This window comes from bacterium, from assembly GCA_022763185.1.
Classification (GTDB): domain Bacteria; phylum Bdellovibrionota_G; class JALEGL01; order JALEGL01; family JALEGL01; genus JALEGL01.
Genome location: JALEGL010000014.1, coordinates 180,837 through 195,897, shown reverse-complemented (window position 1 = coordinate 195,897; position 15,061 = coordinate 180,837). Strand labels below are relative to the sequence as shown.

The window sequence follows — 15,061 nt, the reverse complement described above, 5'->3', positions numbered from 1 at the left end:
TGTGCTATCGCTTGACATTTTTTCCTTTAAAAATCATACTTTATAGGTAGTACTTTAAAGTCTGGAGACCCAATGATGAAAACTGTTCTTGTAGCAGATGATAGCACAATTATTCAAAAGTCAATTGATATCAGTTTATCTCACAGTGATGTCAATGTTGTTTACACTTCTTCAGCCAGTGAAGCATGGGAGCAAAGCCAACATCAGCATGTTGATCTTTTTATTCTTGATGTCAGTATGCCAGATAAAAATGGCTTAGAACTGTGTAAAGAACTTAAAAGTCTATCACAATATGCCCAAACGCCTATTATAATGCTGGCTAGCGCTCAAAACCCTTTGAACCAAAGTGATTTGGAAAGGATTGGAGCCCAAGATTTTATTTTAAAACCATTTGAAACCTCAGAAGTTTCTGAAAAAGTTCACGGTTACCTGAATCATTTATCCTCTCCTCCCACACGAGACGAGGAAAGTTTTTTTACACCAAAATACAGCCCAGAGAAAAACGACACTTCTACTGACAATTCAAATCAAAAAAGTTCCAACTCGAGCTATGACATTGGTTTTTCTTCAGTTGATGATAGCGCCCTAACCGATGCAGAAGTTAACATTAAAACCATCATGGAAGATAACACTTCAGGAACTTCAGTAAACTCAAGTCAACAACCTGAAATAAGTGACTTTGCTTTTGATAACTCAGAGCTTTCCGGCATCAACATCAATTCAAACTTAGACTCCATAGCTAGCTCAAGCACGAGCAACCCAGAACATGATTCAGAAAACAATGCTAGCTCTGAATCCACTGATATCAACTTTGATCATGAAGTTATTGAGACCAGTGCAGATTCATATCAGGCTGAAGAAACTTTAGAGCATAATGTTCAACCATCAAGCATTCCATCTTCAGAAGCTCAAAAAGTCGAACCTACAGTAACAGCAGCACCGATAAAAACCAACATTGTAGAGCAACAAGCTCAAACCACTGAGGTTTATCCCAGCAATCACCCAGATCTTGAAAACATAGATAACGATTCAGCTTTTTCTTCCAATGCTACATCTGACCAAAGTCAGGGTGCAAAGCTAGAACTTTCTGATCAACAAATTGAATCTATCGTGACAAAAGTCTTTGAAAACGTTATTGAACGCATAGCATGGGAAGTAGTACCAGACATAGCGGAAAAAATGATCCGCGAGGAAATCAGCAGGCTAACCAAAGATTAGATACACGCTATCAACCGGAGTCATTTGAGCAAAAACTTTATCAAGATTCTATAGATCAAAACCTATTTAAAGCCAATGCCAAGAGTGACAAAGAGGCTTATACTATTGTCATCCCCCCACCCAATGTAACGGGTGTACTGCATATGGGACATGCTTTAGACAATACTTTGCAAGACATACTTATTCGTTACAAGCGTATGGATGGCTATGAGGCCTTATGGTTACCCGGGACTGATCATGCCGGCATAGCCACTCAAGCTGTAGTGGAAAGAAATTTAGTTGCTGAGGGGACGACTAGACAAGCTTTAGGGCGTGAAGCTTTTGTTGAAAAGGTCTGGCAATGGAAAGAAAACTCTGGCAATAAAATCATCAATCAACTCAAACGTTTAGGAGCTTCCTGCGATTGGAGCAGAGAGCGGTTTACACTTGATGAAGGTTTAAGCCATGCAGTACGTAAAGTCTTTGTAGACTTATACAATGAAGGTCTTATTTATCGTTCTAGCTACCTTGTCAACTGGAGTCCAGCTTTGCAGTCTGCAATCTCTGACCTTGAAGTTAACCATGAAGAGGTAGAAGGACAGCTCGTCTATTTCAAATACCCGCTTTCTGATTATCCCTCTGAGCATATTGTTGTGGCAACAACTCGACCAGAAACAATATTAGGAGATACGGCTATTGCTGTTCATCCAGATGATTCTCGCTACACTAAAATAATTGGAAAAACGGTGAAGCACCCTTTTATTGATCGACAGATTCCTATTATTGCTGATGATTATGTTGACCCAAAGTTTGGATCAGGTGCTGTTAAGATAACGCCTGCCCATGACCCTAATGATTATGAAATGGGTAAACGTCACAATTTAGATAACATCACCATTTTAGATAAAAGTGGTCATATTGACTGTCCTGAGTCTGACTTTCATACTCAAGAACGCTTTACTGCTCGTAAAAACATTATTCAAGCTTTAAAAGATAAAGACTTATGGATTAAAACTGAGCCTCATAAACACAGTGTGGGTATATGTGATCGCTCTGGAGCCGTTGTTGAACCCAGAATTTCTGAACAATGGTTTGTCAAAACCAAACCTCTAGCAAAACCAGCTATGGAAGCCGTTAAGAATGAAACAGTTCAATTTGTTCCCAGTCAGTGGACCAAAACCTATGAACATTGGATGGAAAACATACAAGACTGGTGTATTTCTAGACAATTATGGTGGGGGCATCAAATCCCTGTTTGGTATTGTAACGACTGCTCAGAAAAAACAGTAAGCATTGACGACCCTAGCCAATGCCAACATTGTCAGTCAAAAAGTATAAAGCAAGACCCCGATGTTTTAGATACTTGGTTTTCTTCAGGACTATGGCCTTTTTCAACTCTAGGCTGGCCTGAAAAAACAGATGATTTAAAAAAGTTTTTTCCAACCTCTGTATTGGTCACGGGTTTTGATATTATTTTCTTTTGGGTTGCAAGGATGATGATGATGAGTTGTAAATTTATGGGGGAAGCCCCTTTTCATACAATTCATATTCATGCCTTGGTCAAAGACGAACATGGAAAGAAAATGTCTAAATCCAAAGGCAATGTTGTTGATCCTTTAGAGTTAATGGAAAAATACGGAACGGATGCCTTTAGATTTTCTCTTGCCGCTTTTGCAGCACAAGGAAGAGACATTCTTTTATCTGAAAAAAGGATAGAAGGTTACCGCAACTTCATGACTAAACTATGGAATGCAGCCCGTTTCACTTTATCTCAACTTGATCAAGAAAAAGTTTATTCAATTAAAGAATTAAGCAACACAGCTCCACAAAGTATTGCCCAACATTGGGTTATCAATGAGCTTAAAACTTTAACAATTGATGTTAGGGAAGCTTTGGATCAATATCGTTTTAATGAAGCCGCACAAGCGACCTACAACTTTATCTGGAAAAACTACTGTGACTGGTTTTTGGAGGTCGCCAAAGCTGACTTAAAAGAGCCAGACCTTCAAGACTCAACCCAGGCTATTTTAATGCGTGCCTTAGAAACAGCACTAAGACTATTGCACCCCATTGCACCATTTATTACTGATAAAATTTGGCAAGAACTGCCTTTGACTAAAGGTGACGTTCATCATGCCATTGGCTGGCAAAGCTATCCAAAAGACACTGATATCAAAGACAACTATGTTTCACATAAAGTACAAGATTTTAAAACCACTCAAAACATTATTGAAGCAATCCGCCAGTTTAGAGCGGAAAACCAAATTCCTCCCAGTCAAAATATAGCAAAAATTTACATCCCTGAATTTGAGACCTTAATTCATCAAGATAACCTTCAAGAGTCCTCTAGGTATATTCATCACTTATGCAATGTTGAAGAAATTATGAGCTCTCCTCTGCCCACTGAAATCAGTCAACAAGCACATTCTAGTATCAAAATAACCAACACCAACTCAATTTTGAGCATTCCATGGCAAGGGCTCATAGATATCAATAAAGAGCTAGAGCGCCTGCAAAAAAACCTAGAAAAAGCAAAAAGAGAAAAAGTATCAGTGGAGCAGCGTCTCAATAATCAGGCCTTTGTTGATAAAGCGCCAAAAGAAGTTTTAGAAAAAAACAAAGCTCGATTAAATGAGGCCTCTCAACAAATTCAACAATTGGAGCAAGAACTAAACCGGTTAAGAGATGCATGATTCTAGCTTTCAACTTTGTTTATCAAAGTTTTTTTATAGCTCAGACCTATCCCCCTATCCATGCTTTTATTTGGATCAGGTCAGCTCTACTCAAGATGCTACCAAATATTTGCTCCAAAAAGGAACGTCGAACAAAACAACGGTTTTTACACACAAACAAACACAAGGAAGAGGCAGGAATCACTCACAGTGGCAAACCCTTGCCGGGCATCACCTTTTTTTTTCTCACACCCAGAGCTTAAAGATCCCTACTCAGCAAGTAGCAAAACTAAGTCTTTTAGCTGGTATGATCTTAAGAAACACTTTGGAGAACGTATACGCTATAAAGACCAAAATAAAGTGGCCCAATGACTTGTATATTGATGATAAAAAATTATCGGGTATCTTATGTGAAACATTTCAGGTGAAGCAAAGACAACACTATATTATTGGTATTGGTATTAACATAAAACCCAATATAAACAAAACTGTCCCGGATAATTTGTCGCCTGCTTTTGCACAAGATTATTGTAAAGAAGCTATTCACCCTTGGCAGCTTTTAGGAGAAATAATTCATGAACTTGATAGCAGCCTCAATCATTTAGAAGACAGTTTTGTACAACTGCATAACACATTTAAGCATCACGACTATTTATTCAATAAAACTATTTCTGTTTTATCTGGCAAAGATCATTACCAAGGTCAAGCAAAAGGTATCAATGATGACGGCGCACTCTTACTTAAAGTCGATTCTAATAAAATCATCCCCATATACTCTGGACACATTGACTTGTAACAATTAATTTCTAATCTAACTAAAATTTTTCACCATGAATAATGGCCATACTGTCTAAATCAAAGCCCTCATCGCCTAAAAAATAAGCGACATTATCTCCTGTGTCTTCTATTTTAATATACTGAATTCTATCTATACCAACATCTGCAAGATCAAAAGCATCGCCCCCCACCTCATTAAGATCAGCTCCACTATGATAAAACACAGGACGAACACCAGCACAATTTTCAAAAGGCGGAATATGACTTTGGCAGTTAAAATATATATACTTTTCTGGCTTATTTTCTTGCGCAACAGCAACTAAAGCTGTCTCGGCATAAACATTTTGATCAGATGTGACAAAAGGGTTTTCAAAAATTTTAAAGTCATCCCCTTGACCATCAAAAATATAGCCGCCAACAACTTTCAAAACAATACTTCCCCGATGACCTAGACTGAGTATTTTCTCTTTTTGTTTACTGTTCTCATACAAAGAAAAATCAGGTGGTCCAGATACGGCTGCATAAATATAGGGCCATGAAAGCGGCTCCATTATAGACTCATTTTCAGCATTCAACCCAGGATTAAACTCTATCACTTTAAAATCAAAAGCAGACAGCCTATTTGAAATTTTGCTTTCCTCTTTACTTGAAGTTGCTGATAAAGCTGAAGTTTTTGATAGGTATTTTTGCGGATTATGCGCTTGATCCAGTAAAGTTTTTTTGAGAGGGTCTTTAGCATCATAAAGTTCATCCAATTTTATAACCTTACTGAATGATCGGGGTTGATTAACAAGATGTTTTGTTTTTTGTTTACCCGATATTTTTCTGTTTTTAGGTGTTTTTGTTTTTTTTAAAGGTTTATACTTTTGTTGTCGTGCTTTAAATCCACTTTTTGTTATTCGCTGCTCTTGATCTTGATGACCCGGGACATAGACAAACTTTTTTTGAGTCAATTCATTGTCAGGCCCATCAGATGCATAAGCGAAAGATGGGCTAAAGTTATTGATATTGGCATTGGATCGCAAAAGCCAAGTTACCAAAATCGTTGATAAACATAAGCTCAGGGCTATTTTTTTCATAAACGATTAAACACTAAAAAAAGTTTTCAATCATCCAGGCATTATCAGGAACTACAACTGGATTAAAATCCATATCAGAAGCAGTCCAGACAAAAGCAATTAAATCTCCATCATTCACCTGGTATTCTCCAGCACCAATCTGTGATGCACTCCATACATCATCATCAAGACCTTTATAGAAAAATGCCCAGTACCTGCCCTCTGAATCTCCAAAACAATCGTTTTCTGGTTGGCCCACCCCCGCAATAGAGCAAATACCCAAACCAAATTGACCAAAGTCGGCTGTCACAACATCTACACCACTATTTAAAAGGATATCCAGTGCAGTCGATATATTAGAATCATCAGCAATACTTACACCATCAATCATGACTGATCCAGTACTTGGATCAATCAGCAATCCTACCTGTATTCCGTCCAATAATACAGGGTTAGAGCCTTCAATAACTTCAACACCTGTTTGCGAACACGCGCCAATAAGACTGAGGCAAAATAAAATAGCCATTAGGTTTAATTTTTTTAGAAACATTGGTTTTTCCTTTCCGCGAAGGGTTTTTATAATTTAATCATCAAAATGAGGTGTAATACCCTATTTTGAAATGATACAAGGTAGGTCTCCTGGCTTGCACAAGCTCTATATCGCCTTCCCAAAATCAACTAGACTTCAGTGACATTATTGATAAGAGTTTAACATGCTTACAGTGACGGGATCGCTTTGGACTTTCACCAAATTCTCTATTAAGCAACAGCTCCTCGTATGATTTTTGAGTTACCACAATCTGAAATCATCGACAACTATAAAAAAACCTTGTGTATGTAAGGCAAGAAGCTAACAAGAAAAATCCATGCATAAATAAGCAGATAAACTGATAAAAATAACAAAGTCCTGTACAATGTATATATCTATGTCTGGCACACCCTATAAACTAAAAATCGACCCAAACATTAAAGCTTATTTGCGTGCAGATGCAGCAAAAGAAAAAAAAATTGCCTTGATTGATGGTTCTGTACCCATGCCTCTAAATGAGCTCTGTACGATATTAACTTATTTTCTCAACGACAGTGATGCGAGCATTGTTGAACTGGCAAAAGAAGAGCTTCTGAATATACCTATACCTGTTTTAGAAAGTATTCTCGAACAAGATATTCATCCAAAAACATTAGATTTTTTTTCTCAACATTATCAGGATCAAAGTACACTGATTGATAAAATATTACTTAATCAATATTGTCCAAGTTCCGTATTTTTAGAACTTGCAGCCAAAGCTCAAAATAAAACCTTGTCCTTAATTATTAATAATCAACAAAAGTACTTAGAAAATCCAAAAATTGTCACAGAGTTAAAAAAAAACCCACACGTTTCTAGTCATGAAATTGATAAAGCTGTTTCATTTTTACGAATTAACGGCATTTTTATTGAAGGAGAAACTTCAGAGTTATCGGATCAAGAAATTGCTCTTATTTTAGCCATGGAAGATAACATGTCTTTTCATATTCCCAATGAGTTAATTCAGGAGTCAGGTCAATCACATATAAAAATCAGTGATCAGGATGAAGAAGAGGAAAACAGCAATGTTTATCAGCTCATACAAAAAATGAATATAGCGCAGAAAATTAAATTGGCGCTTAAAGGCAATAAAGAAGCAAGAAGTATCTTAATTAAAGATAGCAATAAGATTGTTTCTTCTGCTGTTGTCAAAAGTCCAAAAATAACTGAAAACGAAGTGATTGCCATTGCTTCATTAAAAAGCGTTCACGATGAAGTCATACGTATCATCAGTACCAAGCCTCAGTGGGTAAAGCTTTATGCATTAAAGCTGGCTTTATGCACCAATCCAAAAACACCTTTTAAAACGGCTTTAAGTTTTCTTAAAAGTTTAAATGTTAACGATCTACAAAAAATTTCTAAAAACAAAAATGTACCACCACAAGTGAGCAAGGTTGCAAAACAACTCTTTACAGCGAGAAGAAGTTAAAAAAACAATAAAGCATTTTTAAACAACTCTTAGTCTTTTTTAGACCAGGTTAAAACTGGTTTACGTGCGGCTTGAGTTTCATTCAAACGTTTAATTCCCGTTTTATGGGGGGCTGATTTTACTGTTTGGGCTTCATTTTCACACTCTTGCGCAATTTTAATCATAGTTTCAATATAACGATCCAGTGTTCGCTTTGATTCGCTTTCTGTGGGCTCCATCATTAATGCACCTTCAACAATAAGTGGGAAGTATACTGTTGGGGGATGATAACCGTAGTCCATTAAGCGTTTGGCAATATCCATCGTATTGACATCATATTTTTTTCTTTGCTTTTGGTCTGAAAATACAACTTCATGCAAAGTGTCTGTTTCATAAGGCAAATGAAAATAGGGTTCTAAAGCTTTACGAATATAGTTAGCATTCAGTACCGAGTACTCACTAATTTTAGCCAAATGTTCATGACCAAAAGCATAGATATAACACAGTGCTCTAACCAACATACCAAAATTACCGTAAAATGCTCTGTATTGACCAACTGAATATGGAGTTGAATAATCTAAATGATACTCTCCTTGATCATTCTTATTGACAAAAGGCGAAGGCAAATAATCCTTTAAACGATCAGACACCACCACTGGACCTGCTCCAGGCCCTCCTCCTCCATGTGGTGTTGAAAATGTTTTATGCAGATTGATGTGCATGACATCAACCCCCATAGCACCAAAACTTGCTTTGCCAACAAGAGCATTTAGGTTAGCACCATCGCCATAAACCAAAGCTCCATTATCATGCATGAGTTTTGAAATTTTTACGATATCTTTTTCAAAAATCCCTAAGGTGTTAGGAACCGTTGTCATTATAGCCGCAACATCATCACCCATGGCTTCTTCAACCTGGGCATACTCAATGTAACCTTTGGTCCCAGTTTTTATTTCTCTTACTTTTAAGCCACATAATGCTGCACTGGCAGGATTGGTACCATGTGCTGAGTCTGGAACCAAAACTGTATCTTTATGTGTTTGATTATTCTGCTGATGATATTTTGCAATCATCTTGACACCCACCAATTCACCTTGTGCACCGGCTGCTGGATGTAAACTACAGGCTTTTAAACCTGATATGTGAGTTAAACTTTCTTGCAAAAGATACATCAACTCCAAGGCGCCTTGAACAGTTTTTTCTGCTGCATAAGGATGAATATCTCTAAAGCCTGGCAAGTTGGCCGCCCAATCATTGATTTTGGGATTGTATTTCATCGTGCAAGAGCCCAAAGGATAAAAGCCTTCATCAATAGAAAAGTTTAACTTTGATAAATTCGTATAATGGCGCACGATTTCAAATTCAGATACATTTGGGAAATCTTCAATACTTGATCTTATGTATTGCTCAGGAATTGATGTTACATTTTTAGATTGTACCTTTTTGTTTTCCAAAGAGGTATCGTGAACAATGGACTTTTCAAGCAGAGTTGGAATATACTTGTAAGACCGCTGTTCTTCTTGGACTTTATATGGCTCATTGTGTGTATTTTCGCTCATTTTAGCACCTCTTTTGCCACTTTAATATAATGTTTTAAGTCATCATCCGTTTTTGTTTCAGTACAGTTAATCAAAAGACAGTTCTTATTTCTATGGTCAAACCTTGCTAAATCTACCCCGCTAGCAATGTTATTATTTTCAAAAGCTTCCTGCCACTGCTTTAGTGAAATAGAGTTAAGCTTTATAGCAAACTCATTAAAGCTTGGCCCCTGGTATAACAGTTCTAAACCTTTTAACTGGGTGAGTTCATTTTTTAAATATTCTGCTTTTTCATGATTATTAAGCGCTATACTTTCTATACCTTTTTGCCCCAATGTTCCCATATAGATTGCAGCTCTAAGTGCGCAGAGTGAATGGTTTGTGCAGATATTAGAAGTTGCTTTTTGCCTTCTGATATGTTGTTCACGGGTAGACAGTGTTAAAACATAACCTGGTGTTCCTTGTGCATCTACTGTTTGTCCAGCCAAACGTCCGGGAAGCTGTCTTACATATTTATCATCAGCGCCCATTAACCCTACATAAGGGCCACCAAAACTTAATGGGTTACCTAAACTTTGACCTTCACCAACAACAATGTCAGCACCCAACTCACCTGGGGCTTTAAGCAAGCCAAAAGCCAAGGCTTCCGTAAAACATGCAATGGTTAAAATATTATGCTGTTTACATTGTTCTGCTATTTGATCAATCGGTTCTATTACCCCATAAAAATTAGGATACCCTGTGACCACACAAGCAATAGAGTCATCCAATTCAGGGAGTTGGGGGTAACCTTCTTGATTCAAGGGTAAATAATGAATCTCACATTGATTTGGGTCAATATAACTTTGAATAGTTTTAATGTACTCTGGATGAACACCTTGAGAAATTAAAACTTTACTGCGCTTCTTTTGAATTCTCAAAGCCATCAATACAGCTTCTGCTAGAGCTGATGCGCCGTCATACATCGACGCATTGGCCACACCAACACCTAATAAATTGGCCACCATGGATTGAAACTCAAAAATAGCTTGCAAGGTTCCTTGACTTATTTCAGCTTGGTATGGGGTATAAGCCGTTGTAAACTCACCTCTAGAGCTTAAGGCATCCACCACATAAGGGATAAAGTGTTCATAAGCTCCTGCACCTAGGTAACTTTTAAAGCTTTTTTGTGCAGAGTAATTTTTATGCGACATTGCTTCAAAATAAGACTGCAACTCATACTCTTCTTTTGCACTGGGTAAATTTAATTGGCCTTGATGAAATACTTCTTCAGGTAAACTTAAAAACAGCTGTTCAAGACTACTTTTCCCTAATGTATCTAACATTTGTTTTTTGTCATGCTCAGTTAGGGAAAAGTATCGCATCATTTTAATATCCTCTATTTTATTAGTATTTAATCTTCTTCGTTTTCAATAAACTCAGCGTATTCTTCAGCATCCATCAACTCTTGAGCAAAATCCATACTTTCAACTTCAACTTTTACAAGCCAGCCATCTTCATAGGGATCATCATTAACTGCTTCAGGAGAGTCTAATAAAGCACTGTTGTTTTCTACAACATGGCCTGAAACTGGCGCGTAAACATCTGATACGGCTTTAACTGACTCAATACTGCCAAAAGGCTCATTCATGTGCACTTCATCTTCTTCATCAGGTAAATCAACATGAACAATATCTCCTAATTTTTCTTGAGCATATTCAGTAATCCCAATTAATACTGCACTTTCACTTTCAAGCAGCTTTACCCACTCATGTTCTTTGGTATAATAAAGATCTTCAGGAAAATCCATAGTTTTACTCCTATATTTTTAATTTTGATCAACTCAAATCATGTCAACAGTCATTTCGTTAACATACTTTTTTTAAACTTTTCTCCCTAATACCTATTTTTACAAAACACGCAAATTCTCTTTAGCTTTTAGTTTTTCTTTACAGAAGATTTTACAAAAGGAGGTTTGCATACTTCTCCCATAACCAATTTATCCTTACGAAGCTCAACAAACAGCTTTGAACCTAATTTTGGTTCTGTACTAAGCATAGCTAAACCAATACCTTGTTTTAACTGTGGCGAGAATGATCCACTGGTTACTTGACCTAATTTTTGAGTTTTGTCTTCATCCAGCCAGATCGTATACCCTTCACGAGGGACTCCCTTGCCTAGCAACTTAAAGGCCCGTACACGTTGTTTAACGCCTTGTTCTTTCAAGTTTGCAACGGCATCTTTTCCTATGAATGAGCCTTTGTCTAGCTTGGTGACCCAACTCAGACCAGCCTCCAGCACGTGAGTGTTTTTATTAAAATCTTGGCCACTTAACAGGTAGCCCATCTCCAAGCGCAATAAATCTCTTGCACCTAGACCAATTGGCTTTAAACCTAAAGGCTCTCCTTGCTCAATAAAATATGCCCATAGTTTAGCGGCGTCTTTACTGTCAAAATAAATTTCAAAACCGTCTTCACCTGTGTAGCCTGTTCTGGAAATTAAACAAGCAACATCATTAATTTGAGCAACATTAAACTCATAATAGCGAACTGTTTCACTTAAATTACGTTTTACAAGCTCACTTAAAAAAGCGTCTGATTTGGGGCCCTGTAAAGCAAACAAAGCATAGTCATCACTTTTATTGTTAATCTCTACTTCTTCACTGGCTTTATTCTCTTCAAACCAGTCATAAACTTCTTGGATATGGCTTGCATTGACCACAAATAAAAACTTGTCTGCTGACAAACAATAAAGCGTGCAATCATCAATCATTTTTGCTTGATGATCAATAATGGCTGCATACTGAATTTTACCGGGTTTGAGCTTAGCGACATTATTACTGCATACTTTTTGACAAAAAGCCAATGCATCTTTGCCAGATATTTCGATTTCGCCCATATGGCTAACATCAAAAAGCCCCATATCATTTCTGACGGCTTCATACTCTTTAATAATACCTGTTGAATACTGTATGGGCATCTCCCAACCACCAAAATTAACCATTTTAGCCTTGGCTTGGATATGCAAATTGTACACGGGTGTTCTTAATAACTGACTCATTTTATTTATCCTCTATCTTTTATTTTTTCCTGCTGTTTGGCAGCTAAAACTGTATTTTGTAAAAGCATGGCAATGGTTAGAGGCCCTACCCCTCCTGGAACCGGTGTGATCCAAGAGGCTTTATCAGCAGTTTGTTCATAGTCAACATCTCCACATAGAGATCCATCATTTTGTCTATTGATTCCCACATCAATCACAACTGCACCAGGTTTTATCCAATCTTCTTTAACCAGTTTGGCTTTACCCACGGCTGCAATGACAATATCCGCTTGCTGAACATAGCTCTCAATGTTGTCAGTTTTAGAATGGCAAACCGTTACTGTTGCATTGTTATTTAACAATAACATTGCCAGAGGTTTTCCCACAATATTACTTCTACCTAAAATTACACAGTGCTTGCCTGAAAGCTCAATAGCATAATGTTGTAATAGCCTTAAAATGCCTAGCGGCGTACAAGGAATGAATGCTGTTTCTGATTTAAGTAATTTACCTAAATTGTACGGATGAAAACCATCTACATCTTTACAAGGATCAATTGTATTTAAAAGCTTTTGTGTATTTAAATGGATGGGCAAGGGTAACTGCAGAAGAATACCATCCACTTTAGGATCATTGTTCAACTGATTAATATGATCAATTAGCTTTTGTTGATCAATATCGTCAGCAAACTGTTGATGATAAGAAGTAATACCTGTTTTTTCACAAGATAAGCGTTTATTTTTAATGTAAACTGCAGAAGCTGAATCATGCCCAACCAAAATGGTTGCCAAGCCAGGTGCTCTGCCGTGATTTTCAATAAAATGGGATACATCTTGCGTAAGCTCTTCTTTAAGCTTTTTACTTAACATTTTCCCATCGAGTAGACTCACATGCCATTTATACCTTGATCAATTAGGGAATCAAGCTAAAACATTATCCATTAAAATTTAAACCAAGTTGCGAAAACTTATGTTATTTTTTGATCATTCCATTCTTATCTTAGATAAAGTTACTTGTTATTTGTCGTTGTTTTCATGCATCTTTAGTAAATTATCATGAGTTTGAATCAGACCTCTAAGGTGACCCAAAAAATCTGCTTTTTGCTGTTTTAAGGCGTTGATTCTTTGCATGACATGATTGAGTTGGTTATGTGCTTGATTAAGCAATCTTTCAGCCTGAACATTGGCTTCTTCTTTGATCATTTGGGCTTCTCTTTCACCCGATCGCTTCATTTCTTCAGATACTTTTTGTGCAGAGACCACGGCTTGCTTTAATGCAACTTCTTTTTCTCTATAATCAGAAACCAGCCGCTCTAGTTGAGCAAGCTCTTCTTCTTTTTTTATTAAAGCTGCTCTATCCTCTTCCCATGAAGTTTGTATATCTTTAAGAAAATCTGCAACTTCCTTAGGATCAAAACCAAAGGTTTTTTTATTAAATTTTTTATGCAAAAGGTCTAAAGGTGCTAATTTCATTAGATATGTATTATACGGTAATTTTGCAGATTATCTAAATATATCGCATTTATCCAAGCTTTTCTCTGTCTCCCAAAACACTTCGTCCCAACCGGATCATGGTTGCCCCTTCAGAAAGAGCAACCTTATAATCACTGGATACCCCCATACTCAAATGAATAAATTTTTCTTCATCTCTTACAAATCTTCTATTGTTTTCTAACAATTCTCTTAATGCTTTAAAGTACACTCTATTGTGTTGAGGATTCTCTTGATAGGGTGGAAAAGTCATCAAACCAATACAATGCAGCTTATTAAACGGTTGTAAATCAATTAAAAACTGAGACAAACTTTCTTTTTTGATTCCACTTTTTTGCTCTTCAAGCGCCAAGTTAACATGCACCAATACATTTAGTTCTTTGTTGAGCTCTGTTAAAACTTGATTCATTTTTTTTGCATGCTTAATCTGATCCAAACTATGAATAACTGAAAAATACTGACAAATGTCTTTAATTTTATTGCTTTGAATTTTTCCTATGTAATGCCAATTTACTTGGCTTTGTTTCTCTTGAGCCAGCAAGCGTCTTTTTTCAATGGCTTCTTGAACATAGTTTTCAGCAAGGTCCTTCTGACCGCATTCCATAAGTGTTTCATAAACATTGGCAGGGAATTTTTTACATACACACACCAAACGTGCTTTTTCATTCAATGTAAAAATGTCACTTTTTATTTGATTTAGTTTATATTTAAGGTCTGCTGTACTCATCACTGCTTTAAAATTTGAGGACATTTAATACTTCAAAAGCCTTTAAAACATGAACTTGTGGTAAACCAATGACATTTGAATAAGAACCTTTGATTTCTTTAATATAACTTCCTGCCATCCCTTGTATAGCATAAGATCCAGCTTTATCTTTATACTCATCATGACATAAGTATTGATCAATCATGGTTTCCGTTAAAGACATAAACTCAACCTCAGTAATAACAACTTCCTGATAAACTTTATCATTATGACAATGCATATAAAAAGCAGTCATTACTTTATGTTCTTTCCCAGAAAGCTTTTGAAGCATGTCTTTTGCTTCGTCCTTATTTCTGGCCTTGCCCAACACATTATTATTGACAACAACAATCGTATCAGCACAGAGTATACAGCTTTTTTCAACACTTTCTTTGGCTAAATGTTTAATGGCGGCATCCATTTTTTGTTTAACTATAGCCATTACTTTTTTTTCAGGGTCTGTTTCTAAACTCTGTTCGTTGACTGGAAAAACTTTTACAGAAAAGTCTAAGCCCATTTGCTGCAAAAGATCTTTTCTACGTGGAGATGCTGAGGCTAAAATAATAGGTTTCAACTGTTGCATTCTATCC

At 36.7% G+C, this 15,061-nt stretch carries 14 protein-coding genes and 1 riboswitch; of the genes, 4 read left to right on the top strand and 10 right to left on the bottom strand.

Annotated features, from left to right (window positions below; all coding sequences use genetic code 11):
- Positions 1-72: 72 nt before the first annotated feature.
- From MRY82_08775 to MRY82_08765, 3 genes are read left to right on the top strand one after another with little or no spacing between them, the layout of a single operon-like run.
- Complete coding sequence (locus MRY82_08775; protein ID MCI5073013.1) at positions 73-1,218, top strand: response regulator; 1,146 nt, start codon at positions 73-75, stop codon at positions 1,216-1,218.
- The gene (locus tag MRY82_08770) at positions 1,149-3,890 is read left to right on the top strand and encodes a valine--tRNA ligase (GenBank protein ID MCI5073012.1); all 2,742 of its coding nucleotides are present in this window, start codon (positions 1,149-1,151) and stop codon (positions 3,888-3,890) included. Before MRY82_08775 ends, MRY82_08770 begins: the two co-directional genes overlap by 70 nt.
- Complete coding sequence (locus MRY82_08765; GenBank protein MCI5073011.1) at positions 3,883-4,665, top strand: biotin--[acetyl-CoA-carboxylase] ligase; 783 nt, start codon at positions 3,883-3,885, stop codon at positions 4,663-4,665. The genes MRY82_08770 and MRY82_08765 overlap by 8 nt, the downstream gene beginning before the upstream one ends.
- Positions 4,666-4,684: 19 nt before the next feature.
- Here the strand turns inward: MRY82_08765 and MRY82_08760 are convergent, their stop codons facing one another.
- Complete coding sequence (locus tag MRY82_08760) at positions 4,685-5,725, bottom strand: hypothetical protein (protein MCI5073010.1); 1,041 nt, start codon at positions 5,723-5,725, stop codon at positions 4,685-4,687.
- A 13-nt stretch (positions 5,726-5,738) separates the two neighbouring features.
- Positions 5,739-6,254 (bottom strand): DUF4430 domain-containing protein, encoded by a 516-nt coding sequence (locus MRY82_08755; protein ID MCI5073009.1) that lies wholly within the window; start codon positions 6,252-6,254, stop codon positions 5,739-5,741.
- A gap of 61 nt (positions 6,255-6,315) precedes the next feature.
- Positions 6,316-6,496: riboswitch (cobalamin riboswitch) on the bottom strand.
- A 122-nt stretch (positions 6,497-6,618) separates the two neighbouring features.
- Here MRY82_08755 and MRY82_08750 point away from each other — a divergent pair.
- Complete coding sequence (locus tag MRY82_08750; GenBank protein ID MCI5073008.1) at positions 6,619-7,701, top strand: hypothetical protein; 1,083 nt, start codon at positions 6,619-6,621, stop codon at positions 7,699-7,701.
- A gap of 29 nt (positions 7,702-7,730) precedes the next feature.
- On the opposite strand, the gene gcvPB is transcribed toward MRY82_08750, so the two are convergent.
- The 8 genes from gcvPB to MRY82_08710 form a co-directional block, all read right to left on the bottom strand.
- Positions 7,731-9,239: an aminomethyl-transferring glycine dehydrogenase subunit GcvPB gene (gcvPB, locus tag MRY82_08745; GenBank protein MCI5073007.1), complete on the bottom strand. Its 1,509-nt coding sequence runs from the start codon at positions 9,237-9,239 to the stop codon at positions 7,731-7,733.
- Positions 9,236-10,585: an aminomethyl-transferring glycine dehydrogenase subunit GcvPA gene (gene gcvPA, locus MRY82_08740; GenBank protein ID MCI5073006.1), complete on the bottom strand. Its 1,350-nt coding sequence runs from the start codon at positions 10,583-10,585 to the stop codon at positions 9,236-9,238. The genes gcvPB and gcvPA overlap by 4 nt, the downstream gene beginning before the upstream one ends.
- Before the next feature lie 26 nt (positions 10,586-10,611).
- Positions 10,612-11,007: a glycine cleavage system protein GcvH gene (gene gcvH / locus MRY82_08735; GenBank protein MCI5073005.1), complete on the bottom strand. Its 396-nt coding sequence runs from the start codon at positions 11,005-11,007 to the stop codon at positions 10,612-10,614.
- A 128-nt stretch (positions 11,008-11,135) separates the two neighbouring features.
- Complete coding sequence (gene gcvT / locus MRY82_08730) at positions 11,136-12,257, bottom strand: glycine cleavage system aminomethyltransferase GcvT (protein MCI5073004.1); 1,122 nt, start codon at positions 12,255-12,257, stop codon at positions 11,136-11,138.
- A 5-nt stretch (positions 12,258-12,262) separates the two neighbouring features.
- Positions 12,263-13,105, bottom strand: coding sequence for a bifunctional methylenetetrahydrofolate dehydrogenase/methenyltetrahydrofolate cyclohydrolase FolD (folD, locus tag MRY82_08725; GenBank protein MCI5073003.1), 843 nt, complete (start codon positions 13,103-13,105; stop codon positions 12,263-12,265).
- Positions 13,106-13,252: 147 nt separating this feature from the next.
- Positions 13,253-13,708: a DivIVA domain-containing protein gene (locus MRY82_08720; protein ID MCI5073002.1), complete on the bottom strand. Its 456-nt coding sequence runs from the start codon at positions 13,706-13,708 to the stop codon at positions 13,253-13,255.
- Between the two features lie 49 nt (positions 13,709-13,757).
- Positions 13,758-14,477, bottom strand: a complete 720-nt coding sequence (locus MRY82_08715; GenBank protein MCI5073001.1) for a YggS family pyridoxal phosphate-dependent enzyme — start codon at positions 14,475-14,477, stop codon at positions 13,758-13,760.
- Positions 14,461-15,054 carry a Maf family protein gene (locus MRY82_08710; GenBank protein MCI5073000.1) on the bottom strand — a complete coding sequence of 198 codons (594 nt, stop codon included), beginning with the start codon at positions 15,052-15,054 and terminating at the stop codon, positions 14,461-14,463. Before MRY82_08710 ends, MRY82_08715 begins: the two co-directional genes overlap by 17 nt.
- Positions 15,055-15,061 lie beyond the last annotated feature (7 nt).